The 16,799-nt window shown below is 42.3% G+C and carries 12 protein-coding genes and 1 pseudogene; 10 read left to right on the top strand and 3 right to left on the bottom strand.

The genetic code is table 11. From position 1 onward, the window contains the following. Window positions 1–169: 169 nt before the first annotated feature. The 8 genes from sdsA (at window position 170) to FTU38_RS09050 (ending at window position 10,887) form a co-directional block, all read left to right on the top strand. Window positions 170–1,147, top strand: a complete 978-nt coding sequence (gene sdsA / locus FTU38_RS09085; RefSeq protein WP_078191391.1) for an All-trans-nonaprenyl-diphosphate synthase — start codon at window positions 170–172, stop codon at window positions 1,145–1,147. 31 nt (window positions 1,148–1,178) lie between these two features. Next, the gene (locus FTU38_RS09080; RefSeq protein ID WP_180106127.1) at window positions 1,179–3,230 is read left to right on the top strand and encodes a site-specific recombinase; all 2,052 of its coding nucleotides are present in this window, start codon (window positions 1,179–1,181) and stop codon (window positions 3,228–3,230) included. 152 nt (window positions 3,231–3,382) lie between these two features. Continuing rightward, window positions 3,383–3,979, top strand: a complete 597-nt coding sequence (locus FTU38_RS09075; protein WP_180106125.1) for a phosphatase PAP2 family protein — start codon at window positions 3,383–3,385, stop codon at window positions 3,977–3,979. A gap of 42 nt (window positions 3,980–4,021) precedes the next feature. Continuing rightward, window positions 4,022–5,287 (top strand): efflux RND transporter periplasmic adaptor subunit, encoded by a 1,266-nt coding sequence (locus FTU38_RS09070; RefSeq protein WP_180111022.1) that lies wholly within the window; start codon window positions 4,022–4,024, stop codon window positions 5,285–5,287. Between the two features lie 12 nt (window positions 5,288–5,299). Next, the gene (locus FTU38_RS09065; protein ID WP_180109768.1) at window positions 5,300–8,479 is read left to right on the top strand and encodes an efflux RND transporter permease subunit; all 3,180 of its coding nucleotides are present in this window, start codon (window positions 5,300–5,302) and stop codon (window positions 8,477–8,479) included. After that, complete coding sequence (gene adeK / locus FTU38_RS09060) at window positions 8,479–9,933, top strand: multidrug efflux RND transporter AdeIJK outer membrane channel subunit AdeK (protein ID WP_078191396.1); 1,455 nt, start codon at window positions 8,479–8,481, stop codon at window positions 9,931–9,933. Before FTU38_RS09065 ends, adeK begins: the two co-directional genes overlap by 1 nt. Before the next feature lie 150 nt (window positions 9,934–10,083). Next, window positions 10,084–10,440, top strand: coding sequence for a YbjQ family protein (locus FTU38_RS09055; RefSeq protein ID WP_078192212.1), 357 nt, complete (start codon window positions 10,084–10,086; stop codon window positions 10,438–10,440). A 3-nt stretch (window positions 10,441–10,443) separates the two neighbouring features. After that, a complete protein-coding gene (locus FTU38_RS09050; RefSeq protein ID WP_078192213.1) occupies window positions 10,444–10,887 on the top strand; it encodes a YbjQ family protein in 444 nt (147 codons plus the stop codon). Window positions 10,888–10,921: 34 nt separating this feature from the next. On the opposite strand, the gene FTU38_RS09045 is transcribed toward FTU38_RS09050, so the two are convergent. The 3 genes from FTU38_RS09045 to FTU38_RS09035 all read right to left on the bottom strand — a co-directional run bounded on the left by FTU38_RS09045 (window position 10,922) and on the right by FTU38_RS09035 (window position 13,535). Next, window positions 10,922–11,938, bottom strand: a complete 1,017-nt coding sequence (locus FTU38_RS09045; RefSeq protein ID WP_180111021.1) for a hypothetical protein — start codon at window positions 11,936–11,938, stop codon at window positions 10,922–10,924. 74 nt (window positions 11,939–12,012) lie between these two features. Next, window positions 12,013–12,819, bottom strand: a complete 807-nt coding sequence (locus FTU38_RS09040) for an SDR family oxidoreductase (RefSeq protein WP_180111020.1) — start codon at window positions 12,817–12,819, stop codon at window positions 12,013–12,015. A 44-nt stretch (window positions 12,820–12,863) separates the two neighbouring features. Beyond that, a complete protein-coding gene (locus FTU38_RS09035) occupies window positions 12,864–13,535 on the bottom strand; it encodes a hypothetical protein (RefSeq protein WP_168378130.1) in 672 nt (223 codons plus the stop codon). Window positions 13,536–13,719: 184 nt separating this feature from the next. Between FTU38_RS09035 and FTU38_RS09030 the strand changes: the two genes are divergently transcribed. Next, window positions 13,720–16,614: a valine--tRNA ligase gene (locus tag FTU38_RS09030; RefSeq protein WP_180111019.1), complete on the top strand. Its 2,895-nt coding sequence runs from the start codon at window positions 13,720–13,722 to the stop codon at window positions 16,612–16,614. 118 nt (window positions 16,615–16,732) lie between these two features. After that, a pseudogene (locus FTU38_RS16960) lies at window positions 16,733–16,799 on the top strand (helix-turn-helix domain-containing protein); the annotation flags it as partial.

Genomic DNA, 16,799 nt, shown 5'->3' with positions numbered 1-16,799 from the left:
CAAACAACATGCTAAAGATAAAAGTCTGTTAAAAAATAAGTACAATACTTCCGCTTGATGAAAAAAATCACTTAAGATTAAGTCAATTGAGTAAGTTCTTATCTGTTATTCATATAACAAATTGCTACACTACGTCTGTAATTCAAAAATTATTGAGGTTTCTCTTCATATGACCATCGACTTTAAGCAAGATATTCTCGCGCCTGTTGCCACTGACTTTGCTGCGATGGACAAATTTATTAATGAAGGGATCACGTCTAAAGTTGCCTTGGTCATGGCAGTCAGTAAACATGTGGTTGAAGCAGGCGGTAAACGCATGCGTCCAATTATGTGTTTACTTGCAGCAAAAGCTTGTGGTGCGGAAGATCTAGAAAAACACCGTAAACTTGCAGCAATTATAGAAATGCTACATACCGCAACCTTGGTTCATGACGACGTAGTTGATGAATCGGGATTACGCCGTGGTCGCCCAACCGCAAATGCGACATGGAATAATCAAACTGCCGTACTTGTGGGTGATTTTTTGATTTCTCGCGCTTTTGATTTATTGGTGGATCTAGACAGCAAAGTATTACTCAAAGACTTTTCAACAGGTACCTGTGAAATTGCTGAAGGTGAAGTTTTACAACTTCAATCACAGCACCAACCTGAAACTACTGAACAAACCTATTTAGATATTATTCACGGTAAAACTTCGCGTTTATTTGAGCTCGCTACCGAAGGTGCAGCGATTCTGACTGGTACACCAGAGTACCGTGAACCGCTTAGAAAATTTGCCGGACACTTTGGAAATGCCTTTCAAATTATTGACGATATTTTAGATTACACCTCAGATGCTGAAACATTAGGTAAAAATATTGGTGATGATTTGATGGAAGGTAAACCAACTTTACCTTTAATCTCTGCCTTAAAGAATACCACTGGCGAAGAACATGACATTATTCGCCGCAGTATTGCCACAGGTGGTACGGCAGATTTAGAGCGTGTTATTCAGATTGTACAAAGCTCTGGAGCACTTGATTATTGTAGCCAACGAGCGACTGAAGAAACTGAGGCAGCACTAGCCGCTTTAGCAGCGCTACCAGATACTGAATATCGTCAAGCTTTAATCAACCTCGCAAACTTGGCATTACACCGAATTCAATAATTAACAATATTCATCGTAATCCCCCTTGCCTATGCATATAAAACTCAATGATATCTTTTTGACCATGCAGCAACAGCTCGATACCCCTCGGGCTGTGCTGAATGAAAACTTGCTGATCGAATTGGTCAACCGAATTCGACCAGAAGATACAAAAAATACTGACGAAATTAAGAAAAAATTTCAGGCTTTCATCCAAGCTTTACTCATCACGCCAGATGCAGCCTCTACCCTACAAAGCTTTGTTCTAAAACTCATTAGCCGATATAAACAAACCAGTTTATATGCGGACACGGGTATTTTGTCTCTCGATGGTTTTTGGGGACAACTGTTCCAACGTCTTGGCGCACATTTTCTACCCCTGATCAATGACGAAACTCAACTACAAGATTTAGTCCGTCGAGTTTTTTATCGTCATAGCGACAAATATTGGCTAGACAGTATTGATGATCAGCAATGGATGCAGCTCTTTCGATTGTTTAACCAAGGTCATAGCAATCAGGAAGAAAAAAAGAAAATTCGCCGTGAATTAATTAAGGCCATTACCGTTTTGTCTTATCGGGTGAGTGGTATTGGCTTATATCCTGAATTTATTAATGCACAACCTGAACTGACCGAATATGAATCACCTTTTTTGGTGCAAAACCGCGAAATAAACGATTTTATTCAGCAGTATAAAAAGCTCCATCAAAGTGCTGAAGAAATGAGTGCTGTGCTACCGCCAGATGCTTCTCAAGCGTTGGTAATGCTGGAACAATGTCGTGATGTGGTGCTGAAGATTCGGCGTGCGACCAAACGAATTGGCGTAAGTGTCAGCCTGACTTACTTATTGTCGCTTTTAGAACAGTGTTTAGATCGCTTAGAAATCTTACTCAACCTGATTGTTGAAGAAGATGATGTCCGCTATGTGTCTATGGGTAGTTTACTCAGTGATGTGACGTCAGCGATTTATAGCGAGCGCAGTGTGCGCGATTTGCTCGCCACCAATAGTGAATTGGTTGCCCTACAAGTCACCGAAAACGCAAGTAAAACTGGCGAACACTATGTAAGTACGGACAAACAAGGCTTTATGAGCATGTACCGATCTGCGGCAGGTGCCGGTGTGATCATTGCATGTATGGCAACTTTAAAAGTGCTGATGGCCCGTGTCAGCATGGCACCGCTCATGCAAGCCATTTCATATAGTCTGAACTACTCTTTCGGCTTTATGCTGATTCATGTCTTACATTTTACTGTTGCCACTAAACAGCCTGCGATGACAGCTGCCGCCCTTGCCTCGACGGTTCAGCATCGTAAAGGCTCGAAAATGGCGCAGATTGCCGAGCTTGCCGCGCTAATTATTAACATCATTCGAACCCAGTTTATTGCAATCTTAGGCAACATCAGTATTGCGATTCCAGTTGCAGCATTGATCGCATTAAGTTGGGACATGGCTTTACATGAGCCATTAATGAATCATGCAAAAGCAGCTAAAACCTTACACGACCTCAATCCATTTACCTCACTGGCTGTGCCACATGCTGCGATAGCTGGGGTATGTTTGTTTTTATCAGGTTTGCTTGCTGGGTACTTTGACAACATGGCGATCTATCGCAAAGTTGGACCTCGGATTCAAGCACATCCAAAGTTAAAACGCATCATGGGTCAAGAGAGACTGGATAAGCTTGCCGCTTACATTGAGCGAAACTTAGGTGCTTTAGCAGGTAACTTCTTATTCGGGATCATGCTGGGCAGTATGGGAACGATTGGATTTATTTTTGGTTTACCTTTAGATATTCGCCATATCGCCTTCGCATCGGCCAACTTCATTCAAGGCCTCATCAATATTAATGGTTCACCAGACATTGGCTTAATCATTGTGTCATTCTTAGGGGTTATTCTGATCGGTCTGACTAACTTATTCGTCAGTTTCACGTTAACCATTATTGTGGCACTACGGGCACGTCGCGTAAGATTTGAACAATGGAAACCACTGGCTAAACTGGTGATGACTCATTTTCTAACGCGACCAAGTGATTTTTTCTGGCCACCGAAAACCCCACTTGAAGTTGAAGATGGCACACAAGCCAGCAAGAACAATCATTAGCAGATTTGTGTTTTATTTTAGTAAGATGTAAATGAACACAAAAAATAAAATCAGTATGATTTACACAGACTTGAAATAAAGTGTACTGATGAGTACACTTTAGTCCATTAATTAACCGAGCTCAAACCGGTTAAAATGACAAGGAATATAATATGCCACGAACGCTACTGTTTGTTGGTTTTTTTGCATTAATTATCAGTGTGTTGTCGCTTTATTCTAGCTATTTAAATCTATTAGATTTAAGTATCGTGGAATGGATGAGTCAGCACCGTATTGCTGTTTTTAATCAAATTGCCATCGGACTTTCCGCGCTAGGCGGCATGCCTTTTGTATTATTTTTCACCACGCTATGGTGTTTACACTTTGCGTGGTATAAAAAATACACAGAGATTGTTTTTATCAGTATAGGGATCTTTGGAAGTATCGGCCTTGCATGGTTGCTTAAATTTACGTTCACCAGACCGCGTCCCCCAGAAATGTACCATCTTGTAGCGTCTTACGGGAGTTCATTCCCAAGCGCACACAGTTGTTATGCTGCATCGCTTGCGTGTCTGATGATCTTGATTTGCCGACAACATGCTCAACATCGTTTGATCACCATTTTGGCATTGTTATGGATGCTGTGTATGGGTGTTTCGCGAGTATATGTTGGGGTTCATTTTCCGACAGATGTCTTATCCGGTTGGAGCATAAGTTTTATTTGGATCGCGCTACTTTATTTGAGTTACATCAAAATCAGTAAAGCGTAAACAAATGAATAATTTAGATAAATATCTAATTGAGGTGGAACAATGATGTCTGCAAAGCTTTGGGCTCCCGCCCTGACTGCTTGCGCATTGGTAACAAGTATTGCACTTGTTGGTTGTAGCAAAGATCCTAAAGATGCACAGCAAGCTGCTGCTGCACAGCAAATGCCACCAACTGAAGTCGGTGTCATTGTTGCCCAACCGCAAAGCGTTGAACAATCTGTTGAACTTTCCGGCCGTACATCTGCCTATGAAATTTCAGAAGTACGTCCACAAACCAGTGGTGTAGTACTGAAACGTCTATTTGCAGAAGGCAGTTATGTTCGCGAAGGACAAGCCTTGTACGAGATCGACTCGCGTACAAACCGTGCTTCAGCTGACAGTGCTCGTGCTGCTTTAAGACGTCAACAAGCAAATTTAGGCGTGTTACGTGTTAAAGAAGGTCGCTACCGTCAGCTTGTGGGATCAAATGCGATTTCTAAACAAGAATATGACGATATTGTTGCGCAAGTAAAACTGGCTGAAGCAGACGTTGCTGCATCTCAGGCAGAACTTAAAAATGCAGAAATTAACTTAGGTTACTCAACTGTACGTGCGCCAATTTCAGGTCAAACCAACCGTTCTACAGTGACAGCGGGTGCATTAGTTACTGCATCTCAGGCTGATCCATTGGTAACAATTCAACGTCTTGATCCAATGTATGTTGACATTAACCAATCAAGCGCTGAACTTCTTCGCTTACGTCAACAGTTAAGCAAAGGCAACTTGGACAGCAGTAATAACACCAAAGTGAAATTACGTCTTGAAGATGGTAGCGAATACCCAATTGAAGGTCGTCTTGCATTTTCTGATGCGAGTGTAAACCCTGATACAGGTACTGTTACGCTTCGTGCTGTTTTTTCTAACCCGAACCATTTATTGCTTCCGGGTATGTTTGCCAATGCTCGCATCGTTCAAGGTGTGATTCCAAACGCTTACCTGATTCCACAAGCTGCTATTACACGTACCCCTACAGGTCAAGCGATTGCAATGATTGTGAATGCAAAAGGTGCTGTTGAATCTCGTCCTGTAACCACTGTTGGTACGCAAGGTTCGAATTGGATCGTTACTCAAGGCTTAAACACTGGCGATAAAGTGATTGTTGACGGTATTGCGAAAGTTAAGCCAGAGCAACAAGTTGTAGCCAAACCGTATCAACCTCAGGCTGCTGCACCTCAAGGTGCGCAACAACCTGCTGCAGCAAAGCCAAACGCTAAAGCCGCAGAACAAGCAGCGCCTAAAACTGAACAAAAAGCTACTTCAAACGCATAGGGAGTAGACTGAATGGCTCAATTCTTTATTCATCGCCCCATTTTTGCATGGGTGATTGCATTGGTGATTATGTTGGCGGGTGTACTCACGCTATCAAATATGCCAATTGCACAGTATCCGACCATTGCGCCGCCAACGGTTTCAATCTCTGCGACTTACCCTGGCGCATCTGCAGAAACAGTTGAAAACACCGTAACCCAAATCATTGAACAACAAATGAATGGTTTGGATGGCTTACGTTATATTTCGTCAAACAGTGCGGGTAACGGTCAAGCATCTATTACATTGAACTTTGAACAAGGGATCGATCCAGATATCGCCCAAGTTCAAGTCCAAAACAAACTCCAGTCTGCGACAGCGCTATTACCTGAAGACGTACAACGTCAAGGTGTAAAAGTCACCAAATCTGGCGCAAGCTTCCTACAAGTTGTAGCATTCCACTCACCATCAGGTAAGTTGACTGCGGACGACATTAAGGACTATGTAAACTCGAATATTTCTGAACCTCTCAGCCGTGTGGCAGGTGTAGGTGAAGTCCAAGTATTTGGTGGTTCTTATGCGATGCGTATTTGGCTAGATCCAGCCAAAATGGCAAACCTGAAAGTTACACCGAGTGATGTGGCTGCGGCTATCCGTACACAGAATGCTCAGGTTGCTGTTGGTCAGTTAGGCGGTGCGCCTGCAACTGAAGGTCAAGTACTGAACGCGACAGTTACAGCACAAAGTTTGTTGCAAACACCAGAGCAGTTTAAAAACATTTTCCTGCGTAACAGTAGTGATGGTGCTCAGGTACGTTTAGGTGATGTTGCACGTGTTGAATTAGGTGCTGACAACTATCAGTTCGACTCTAAGTTCAACAACAAACCTGCTGGTGGTGTAGCGATCAAACTAGCAACTGGTGCAAACGCATTAGACACAGCCGAAGCTGTTGAAGCACGTTTAAAAGAACTACGTCCAAACTACCCTGAAGGTTTAGAAGACACGCTTGCATTTGATACGACTCCATTCATTAAGTTATCGATTGAAAGTGTTGTACATACCCTTGTAGAAGCCGTGATTCTCGTATTCTTTGTGATGTTCTTATTCTTACAGAACTGGCGCGCAACGATTATTCCGACATTGGCTGTACCTGTAGTGGTATTGGGTACTTTTGCTGTCATTAACATGTTTGGTTTCTCGATCAACACACTCACCATGTTCGCGATGGTACTGGCGATTGGTCTCCTCGTAGATGATGCGATTGTTGTCGTAGAGAACGTTGAACGTGTTATGGTTGAAGATCATCTTGACCCAGTGACTGCAACTGAAATCTCAATGAAACAGATCTCGGGTGCCTTAATCGGTATTACCTCTGTGTTAACCGCTGTATTCGTGCCGATGGCATTTTTCGGTGGTACGACAGGTGTAATTTATCGTCAGTTCTCAATCACGCTGGTAACAGCAATGATTCTGTCATTGATTGTAGCATTGACCTTTACCCCTGCCCTATGCGCGACCATGTTGAAACAACATGATCCAAACAAACCTGAAAGCAACAATATCTTTGCCCGTTTCTTCCGTTGGTTTAACAGCTCTTTTGATAAAGTTGCGCATAAATACCAAGGCGGCGTGAACTTCATGACACACCACAAGATTTTCTCTGGTGTGATTTATGCAGTTGTAATCGGCTTATTAGTGCTTTTATTCCAAAAGTTACCATCATCATTCTTACCTGAAGAAGACCAAGGTGTTGTAATGACACTGGTACAGTTACCACCGAATGCCTCACTTGAGCGTACGGATAAAACTGTCACTGCAATGACCGATTACTTCCTGAAAAACGAAGAAAAATATGTCGATTCTGTATTCAGTGTTGCCGGTTTCTCGTTCACAGGTGTAGGTCAAAACGCAGGTCTTGCATTCATCAAGTTAAAAGATTGGGAAGACCGTACATCACCTGAATCTCAAGTGGGTGCGATTATTCAACGTGGTATGGCATTGAACATGATCGTGAAGGATGCTTCATACATCATGCCAATCCAATTACCAGCAATGCCTGAATTGGGTGTAACTGCCGGCTTCAACTTGCAGTTAAAAGCTTCTGCAGGTCAAACTCATCAACAACTTATCGATGCCCGTAATATGGTGCTCGGTATGGCTGCTCAAGATAAACGCCTCATGGGTGTTCGTCCTAACGGTCAAGAAGATACGCCACAGTACAAAATCACGATTGACCAAGCTCAAGCCGGTGCTATGGGTGTCAGCATTGCTGAAATCAATACCACAATGGGTATGGCATGGGGTGGTTCTTACATCAATGACTTCGTTGACCGTGGTCGTGTGAAGAAAGTCTATGTACAAGGTGAAGCTGCGGCACGTATGATGCCTGAAGACCTGAGCCAGTGGTATGTCCGTAACAACCAAGGCACAATGGTTCCATTCTCGACCTTCGCTACTGGTGAATGGACTTATGGTTCACCACGTCTTGAACGTTATAACGGTATCGCATCTGTGAACATTCAAGGTTCACCGGGTGTGGGTGTAAGTTCGGGCGACGCGATGAAAGCGATGGAAGAAATTGTACAAAAACTTCCTTCGATGGGCGTTCAAGGCTTTGACTATGAATGGACAGGTTTATCTCTAGAAGAACGTGAGTCTGGCGCACAAGCACCATTCCTATACGCACTTTCATTGTTAATCGTCTTCCTATGTCTTGCTGCCTTATATGAAAGCTGGTCTATTCCGTTCTCAGTATTACTGGTTGTACCATTAGGTGTATTGGGTGCGTTATTACTGACTTTCCTTGGAATGGTGTTCTTCAAAAATCCAAACTTGGCGAATAACATTTACTTCCAGGTGGCTATTATTGCCGTCATTGGTTTGTCCGCGAAGAATGCGATCTTGATCGTAGAATTTGCCAAAGAACTTCAAGAAAAAGGTGAAGATCTGTTTGACGCAACTTTGCATGCCGCTAAAATGCGTCTACGTCCAATTATCATGACCACTTTAGCCTTTGGTTTTGGTGTACTTCCGCTTGCCCTTTCTTCGGGTGCAGGTGCAGGTAGTCAGCACTCTGTAGGTTATGGTGTATTGGGTGGCGTAATCAGTTCTACCCTACTTGGTATCTTCTTTATTCCTGTGTTCTACGTATGGATCCGAAGTATCTTTAAGTACAAACCAAAACAACAAAATAATCAGGAGCATTTATCGTGATGCAAAATGTATGGTCTATTGCAGGTCGTAGCATTGCGGTTTCTTCACTTGCGCTTGCTTTGGCTGCCTGCCAAAGCATGCGTGGTCCAGAGCCGGTTGTTCAGACCAATATCCCCGAAAGCTACACAGCAAGTGCTTCTGGCACTTCTGTGGCTGAGCAAGGATATAAAGATTTCTTTGCTGACCAACGTCTGGTACAAGTTCTTGACTTAGCTTTAGCCAATAACCGTGACCTACGTACGGCTGCTTTAAATATTGAACGTGCACAACAACAGTATCAAATCACTGCCAATGGTCAATTACCAACCATTGGTGCAAGTGGTAGCGTACTTCGTCAAGACACGTTGAATACGCAAAAGCCTGTAACTTCTTACAATGTCGGTTTAGGTGTCACTGCCTATGAACTTGATTTTTGGGGTCGTGTACGTAGTTTAAAAGACAACGCCTTAGATAGTTACCTTGCAACTGCAAGTGCCCGTGATGCAACGCAAATTGCGCTCGTGGGTCAAGTGGCTCAAGCATGGTTAAACTATGCGTATGCCAACTCAAACTTGAAGCTTGCGGATCAAACCTTAAAGGCTCAGCTTGAATCTTATAATCTCAACAAAAAGCGTTTTGATGTAGGTATCGACAGTGAAGTTCCTGTTCGTCAGGCTCAAATTTCTGTAGAAACTGCACGTAATGATGTTGCGAACTACAAGACTCAAATTGCTCAAGCACAAAACTTATTGAACCTATTAGTGGGTCAACAAGTGCCTGCGAACTTGCTGCCGAACCAACGTGTCAATCGAATTACTTCGACCAATACCATTGGTTCAGGTATTCCAAGTGACTTGTTAAACAACCGTCCAGATGTCCGTGCAGCTGAATACAAACTGTCTGCTGCTGGTGCGAACATTGGTGCAGCTAAAGCACGTCTGTTCCCTACGATTAGTCTGACAGGTTCTGCGGGTTATGCTTCAACGGACTTAGGTGATCTATTTAAATCAGGCAACTTTGTATGGTCTGCTGGTCCTAGCCTAGATATTCCAATCTTCGACTGGGGTACACGTCAGGCCAATATTAAAGTTTCTGAAACTGACCAGAAAATTGCATTGTCTGATTATGAAAAATCAGTTCAGTCAGCTTTCCGTGAAGTGAATGATGCGCTTGCAGTTCGCCAAAACATTGGTGACCGTATTGCGGCACAGCGCCGTTTAGTTGATGCAACCAATACAACTTACAAACTATCAAATGCCCGCTTCCGTGCTGGTATTGATAGCTACTTAACTGTACTGGATGCACAGCGTGCTTCTTATGCAGCTGAACAAGGTTTGTTGTTGCTTGAACAAGCAAATCTCAACAACCAAGTTGAATTGTATAAAACACTTGGTGGTGGTATCAAAGCCAACACTTCTGATGCTGTGCAATACCAACCGTCTACTGCTGAGCGTAAAGCTGCATCAAAACAATAATTTGAGTTAGCCTAGCCCGTAATATTTGAAAAGCTCACTTCGGTGGGCTTTTTCATTTTTAGATCGGAGCTACAAAATAAAAATGAACATATTGCTTTTTGCTGAAGAGTTTCCTATCTTCAATTCACCTTTTTATATTGATAACTAAAAATGCTTTTAAGTAATCTTGAATCTGTTCCGGGTCATACCATTACACAACAACTTGATGTCGTTTATGGCAGTACTGTCCGCAGTAAACATGTTGGTCGTGACTTTATGGCTGGCCTAAAAAATATCGTGGGTGGTGAACTCAAAGGTTATACAGAACTACTCGAAGAATCCCGTCAAGAAGCTATGAGCCGTATGATTGACAAAGCACGTGCCTTAGGCGCGAATGCGGTCGTCGGTATCCGTTTTTCAACCTCAAATATTGCTCAAGGCGCCTCTGAATTATTTGTGTATGGCACGGCAGTTCGCGTAGAAGCCAACTCAGCAAAACTACCAGACCCATTTCCAACTCAGGACTAAGTCATGGATGCCTTTATTTTTAAAGTCCTGATCTTTGTGGTGCTTTTTTGTATTGGCTGGGGCTTCGGTCGCCATATCGAACAAAAACATCTCAAAGAACTCGAAGCTCAAGAAAAGCGATTGGCGCATATTCGCATAGACAACAACCGCTTTAAAACTACTGAACATTTCGGACAACTGATTTCGAGTAATGTAGTGATTTCACATGATTATTTTAAATATGTGATTGCCAATATTCAGAACTTCTTTGGCGGACGTTTAACCAGTTATGAAAGCATCGTCGATCGGGCACGTCGTGAAGCCGTGGTGCGTTTAAAGCAAGAAGCTGAAAAGATGGGCGCAAACCAAATTATGGGCTTACGTTTAAGCACCACTGAGTTGGGTATGCAAGGTGGCATGGTCGAAGTCTTTGCGTATGGAACAGCAATTCAAAAGAGAGACATCTGATCTCTCTACTTCTCCCCAATTCATTTTTTACTATTTAATTTACTTTACACAATGTGTTTTCAAACTCTTCATAACTCACATTTTCATTGCGACAAACTTTAAAGCAAACCTCATTAAATTTCTTTTCATCAATATTTGGATCATGATAACTAAATGCAACATCTCCAGCATAAGCACGTGCCAGATCTTGCACCACAATGTCAGCTTTACATCCATATAAAGTTGGACATGCCTCTAATGTTCCTTCGTAATACTCTTTACACTGAGTCGGTTCGACATCCACCTTATTGGGTTTTTGCATCGACACATTTAAACCATTTTCATTCATTAGAAGAAAATATTGAAGTTTTCTAAATGGTTTTAAGTCAATCTCGAGTCCCGAATGATTGATACGAGCCAATTGATCTTTGTAAGAATTATGATCATCTGAGATTAACTCTGCATTACCAGCTTTATCGATTTTGATAAAGCTATAGTTGACAGGCATATATGCGCCACTCCCCTTATGTGCAATCACTTCGATCAAATGATCTTTCGCAATAAATGCTCCCGTAAAGACAGTCGATTCAACACTGGTCAGCAACTTACCTTTCACTAAAACACAATATCCAAAACATTGATCTTTGAATCTAGCCTGATCGCCTTTAAAATCATCAACAGGATGAAATTCAGCTCGCCATTTAAAATCACCAATTTTATTCGAGCTATAAGGTAATTTATCAACATCTGAATCTTGAGGATTTTGACTGTAATACTCAGACTTCAATAATCCTTTTTCATCAAACAGTTCTTCGATCGGTAACCAGCCCTCATTTGGTCCTCGCATAACAACTTCTGCACTCGCCACTTCAACTTTAGGTTCAATCTCAACAGATTCAGTAACTGGTTCTGATACAGTTCCTATTTCTTTTTCAGGCTTTTCGAGTGTTGAGTTGTGCTCAATTTTTTGAGCTTTCTGTTTAAAATAAAAATAAGCCACTGTACCGATTGCGCCAATGATTGCGCACAAAATGATGGCTATTCCCCATTTGTTAAAATTATTCTTTTTCATTTCTTATAATCTCGATACTCATTAAAAAAGTCACTCTTAAGAGTGACTTTTAAACAATTTAAACTTGATAAAACTTACTTCACTTTGGTTTTACGAATCATTTTATACAACGTTGTCGGTGATAAACGTGATACCCAAACACCGAGCTTTTCTTTAGAACCACCCACCACGATGTATTCTTCCCCACGTTGCAAAGATTGCACTACTGTTTCGGCAAACTGATTGGCTTCTAGACCATTTTCAATGGCTTCATCCTGATGCCCTTGTGGCTTGCCTGCACCATTGAGTGCATTAAATGAAACATTGGTTTTGACAAATCCGGGGAAAATCACCGATACGCCCACCCCTTGATCTGCCACTTCTGCACGTAGACTGTTCGCCCACATATGAATGGCAGCTTTTGCAGCAGAATAGGTCGCGCGGTACTGTGTCCCTAATAAGCCTGCAACACTTGAAACAAAAGCAATTCGACCCGACTTTTGCGCTAAAAAAGTCGGTAAAACGGTTTTAGTCAAATAGACTTGAGAAAAATAATCTACTTCCATGATGGCACGTTCAGTTTGCATGGTCGTATCCGTGATCAATGCACGCTGACTCAATCCCGCATTATTGATTAGCCAATCAATTCGGCCTTTATTCGCAAGGACTTGTTCATAAGCGTGGCGAACTTGTTCTTCATTGGTAATGTCTGCACACACTGAAAGATGCTGATCTGGATGTAATAATGAAACCCGGACTTTTTCCAACTCTTCAAAACGACGTGCGGTCAAAATGACCTGCGCCCCTTGCAAAGCACATTCTTTTGCTAAAGCTTCACCCAAACCTGAAGATGCCCCAGTAATCCATACCACTTTTCCGTTCAAATCATCACGTTTTGCCATTTTGACATCCTTTTAAATAACTAATTTATTCATTTATATGTATTTTATGCTTTATGTAGTACAGGCTCATTGTTCAAAAACACCATAAAATGGTCAAAATACTGACTCATCGACCGTGCATCATAAATTTTGCCGAGTTTATCGAAGCGTTTATATCCGAGTTGCGTGGTGAGATTGATGACACCGGTTAAAGTTTTATCCACCACCATATTAAATTTCAGCATTTTTTTCGGTTCACGCACCAAATGCGTCACCCCTGCATCGACCACTTGCGTGAATGCTTTCAACGCGAGCGGCACGTATTGATTTTGCCCATCTTTCATCTGACTGACATAGCCCAGCAAGTCAGTGGCTAAAGAGGCATCGATCGGGTAATGCATAAAATGCTGACCATCTTCGCTGTAAAAACGTCCATATAAATAATTTACCATCGGTACAAGGCGGTCATTGCCAAAAAAAGACACCGACCACGGCATATATTTACGGGTCGTTTCACGTATTTGCTGAATAATTTTTTCGGATTCATTGTCTCCAGACTTATTCATGCGCGCCATTTGGCCAAAAACTTGATCTAAAATTTCACATGCAATATCCGCTAAATTATCCCCTAAGGCTTTGGACTGACTTTCTGTTTCACCTGCGTTGAGCTTTTGATGAATCGTCTCAAAACGTTGATATGTCGTAGGTTGAATCTTTAAAGAAATAGAATAAGTCATTTGATATTGCTCCTTTTATCTTAGTTTTGGGATCAATGGATACTTCTTATCTTAGGTCCTATCATACGGACTCTTTTATTTACTGCCAAATCCTAAAAGTTAACATTCGCCCAACATCCCTAATTCACCATTTTTTTTGCTACAATAGATCTAATTTTTTATCCACTTTTGATCTGTTTAGACTATGACTGATTCAGCGCAAAATATTGCTACGACCTACGATCCGACCGAGATCGAAAAAAAATGGTACAAGACTTGGGAAGAGAGAGGCTACTTCAAGCCATCTCAAAAAGGTGATTCATTCTGTATTATGATTCCGCCACCAAACGTCACTGGTAGCTTGCATATGGGTCATGGTTTCAACAATGCCATTATGGATGCGTTGACTCGTTATAACCGTATGTCTGGCAAAAACACCCTTTGGCAGCCAGGTACCGACCATGCAGGTATCGCAACGCAAATGGTTGTTGAACGTCAATTGGGTGCTGAAGGCATCAGCCGTCACGACCTTGGCCGTGAAAAGTTCATCGAAAAAGTGTGGGAATGGAAAGAACAATCTGGCGGGAACATTACCCGTCAAATTCGTCGCCTTGGTTCATCTGTAGACTGGTCTCGTGAACGCTTCACTATGGATGAAGGTTTATCAAACGCTGTGAAAGAAGTGTTTGTTAAGCTGCATGAAGAAGGCTTAATTTACCGTGGTAAACGCCTAGTCAACTGGGACCCTAAACTACAAACTGCCCTTTCTGACTTAGAAGTTGAGTCTGATAAAGAAGAAGCAGGTTCACTTTGGCACTTCAAATATTTCTTTGAAGACAAATCAATCCGCACCCATGACGGCAAAGATCACATTGTTGTGGCGACAACACGTCCTGAAACATTGCTTGGCGATACAGCTGTTGCGGTTGCGCTTGATGATGAACGCTATGCAGCGCTTGTAGGCAAAAACATCATCCTACCTATTACAGGCCGTGCTGTTCCAATCGTAAAAGACGAATATGTAGACAAAGAATTTGGTACAGGCTGTGTGAAAATCACCCCTGCGCACGACTTCAATGACTATGAAGTGGGCAAACGCTGTGAACTTCCAATCATCAACATCTTCAACAAAAATGCTGAAGTTCTTGCTGAATTTGAATACATCGCGAAAGCGGGCGAGCAAATTTCTAAAACCATTCCTGCCCCTGCGGACTACATTGGTTTAGAACGTTTTGCTGCACGTAAAAAATTGGTTGCTCAAGCTGAAGCTGAAGGCTGGTTAGACCAAATTCAACCGTACACATTGAAGCCACCTCGCGGTGACCGTTCAGGCGTAATCGTTGAGCCATTACTGACTGACCAATGGTACGTAAAAATTGCACCGCTTGCAGAGCCTGCAATTAAAGCGGTTCAAGACGGTCAAATTAAGTTTGTACCTGAGCAATACAGCAATATGTACATGGCTTGGATGAACAACATTCAAGACTGGTGTATCTCACGTCAATTATGGTGGGGTCACCGTATTCCAGCTTGGTACGATGCGGAAGGTAATGTTTACGTTGGTCGTAACGAAGCGGAAGTACGTGAGAAAAATGGCATCCCTGCCGATGTTCAATTAGATCAAGACGAAGACGTACTTGATACTTGGTTCTCATCTGGTCTTTGGACATTCTCAACTTTAGGTTGGACTGGCGATGCCAAAAAAGATGCTGAGAACTATTTCTTAAATACCTTCCACCCGACTGATGTGCTTGTTACTGGTTTCGACATCATCTTCTTCTGGGTTGCCCGTATGATCATGATGACCATGCACTTCATGAAAAATGAAGATGGTACGCCACAAGTGCCGTTTAAAACGGTGTATGTACACGGTTTGGTACGTGATGGCGAAGGTCAGAAGATGTCTAAATCTAAGGGTAACGTGCTTGACCCATTAGATTTGATTGACGGTGTGGATTTAGAAACTTTAGTACAAAAACGTACTACAGGTTTGATGAACCCGAAACAAGCAGCGAAGATTGAAAAATCAACCCGTAAAGAATTCCCTGAAGGTATTCAATCTTACGGTACTGACGCAGTTCGTTTCACATTCTGTGCGCTTGCCAACACCGGTCGTGACATTAAGTTCGACATGAAACGTGTTGAAGGTTACCGTAACTTTGCCAACAAAATCTGGAACGCTACTCGTTTCGTGATGATGAACTGCGAAGATCAAGTGATTGGTCAAGAAGTACGCCAAGATCTTTGGGAATTGCCTGAACAATGGATTGTGAGCCGTCTACAAAAAGCGGAACAAGCAGTGCAAACAGCATTTGCAACGTATCGTTTAGACTTGGCTGCACAAGCGATTTACGAGTTCATTTGGAATGAATACTGTGACTGGTATGTGGAGCTGACTAAGCCTGTTCTGAATGACGAAAACGTATCGGTTGAGCGTAAAGCTGAAGTACGTCGTGTGCTTCTTTCTGTGATGGAAGCGTCTTTACGTTTGGCTCATCCATTGATGCCGTACCTAACAGAAGAAATCTGGCAAACACTTGCGCCGAAACTGAACATTTCTGGCGAAACGATTATGCTGGCACAGTACCCTGTTGCTGACCAAACATTGGTGAATGAGCAAGCTGAAGCAGATATGCAATGGCTTCAAGGTTTAATTGGTGCAGTACGTAACATCCGTGGTGAGATGGGCTTAGGTAATGCACGTTTATTGCCTGTTCTACTTCAAAACACCACTGATGCGGAAAAAGCGCAAATCGCACGTATTGAACCGTTGTTTAAAGCATTGGCAAAAGTTGAAAGCATTACTTTCCTTGCTGACGGTGAACAACCGCCATTGTCTTCTTCATCTGTCGTAGGTCATGTGTCTGTATTCGTTCCAATGAAGGGTTTAATCGACCCGAAAGCGGAATTGGGTCGTTTGCAAAAAGACTTAGACAAGGTTCAAAAACAGCATGACCAAATTGCAACTAAACTTTCTAACGAAGGTTTTGTAGCGAAAGCACCTGCGGCTGTGGTTGAAGGTGAGAAAGTGAAACTTGCTGAGTTTGCTGATCAGTTAGCGAAGATTAAAGCGAATATGGAGCAGATTGCAGCGCTTTAATGTGTTGTTAGTTTGATCTAATTTGTAGTATAAAGGGCTGATTATTCAGCCCTTTATTTAAGTTGACAAAAATAACTAATCATGCGAAAAGGTTTTTTTAGTTAACAGATGTTCACACATGCCTCGGATTGTTTCTGTACCACTTAGTTTAGAACAGCGAGAACGACTCATTTTTCTGGCCAAAC

Source organism: Acinetobacter sp. YH12098, assembly GCF_013419235.1.
Classification (GTDB): Bacteria; Pseudomonadota; Gammaproteobacteria; order Pseudomonadales; family Moraxellaceae; genus Acinetobacter; species Acinetobacter amyesii.
Note: the sequence above shows the minus strand (reverse complement) of the source record. Positions and strands in the feature narration are given on the sequence as shown.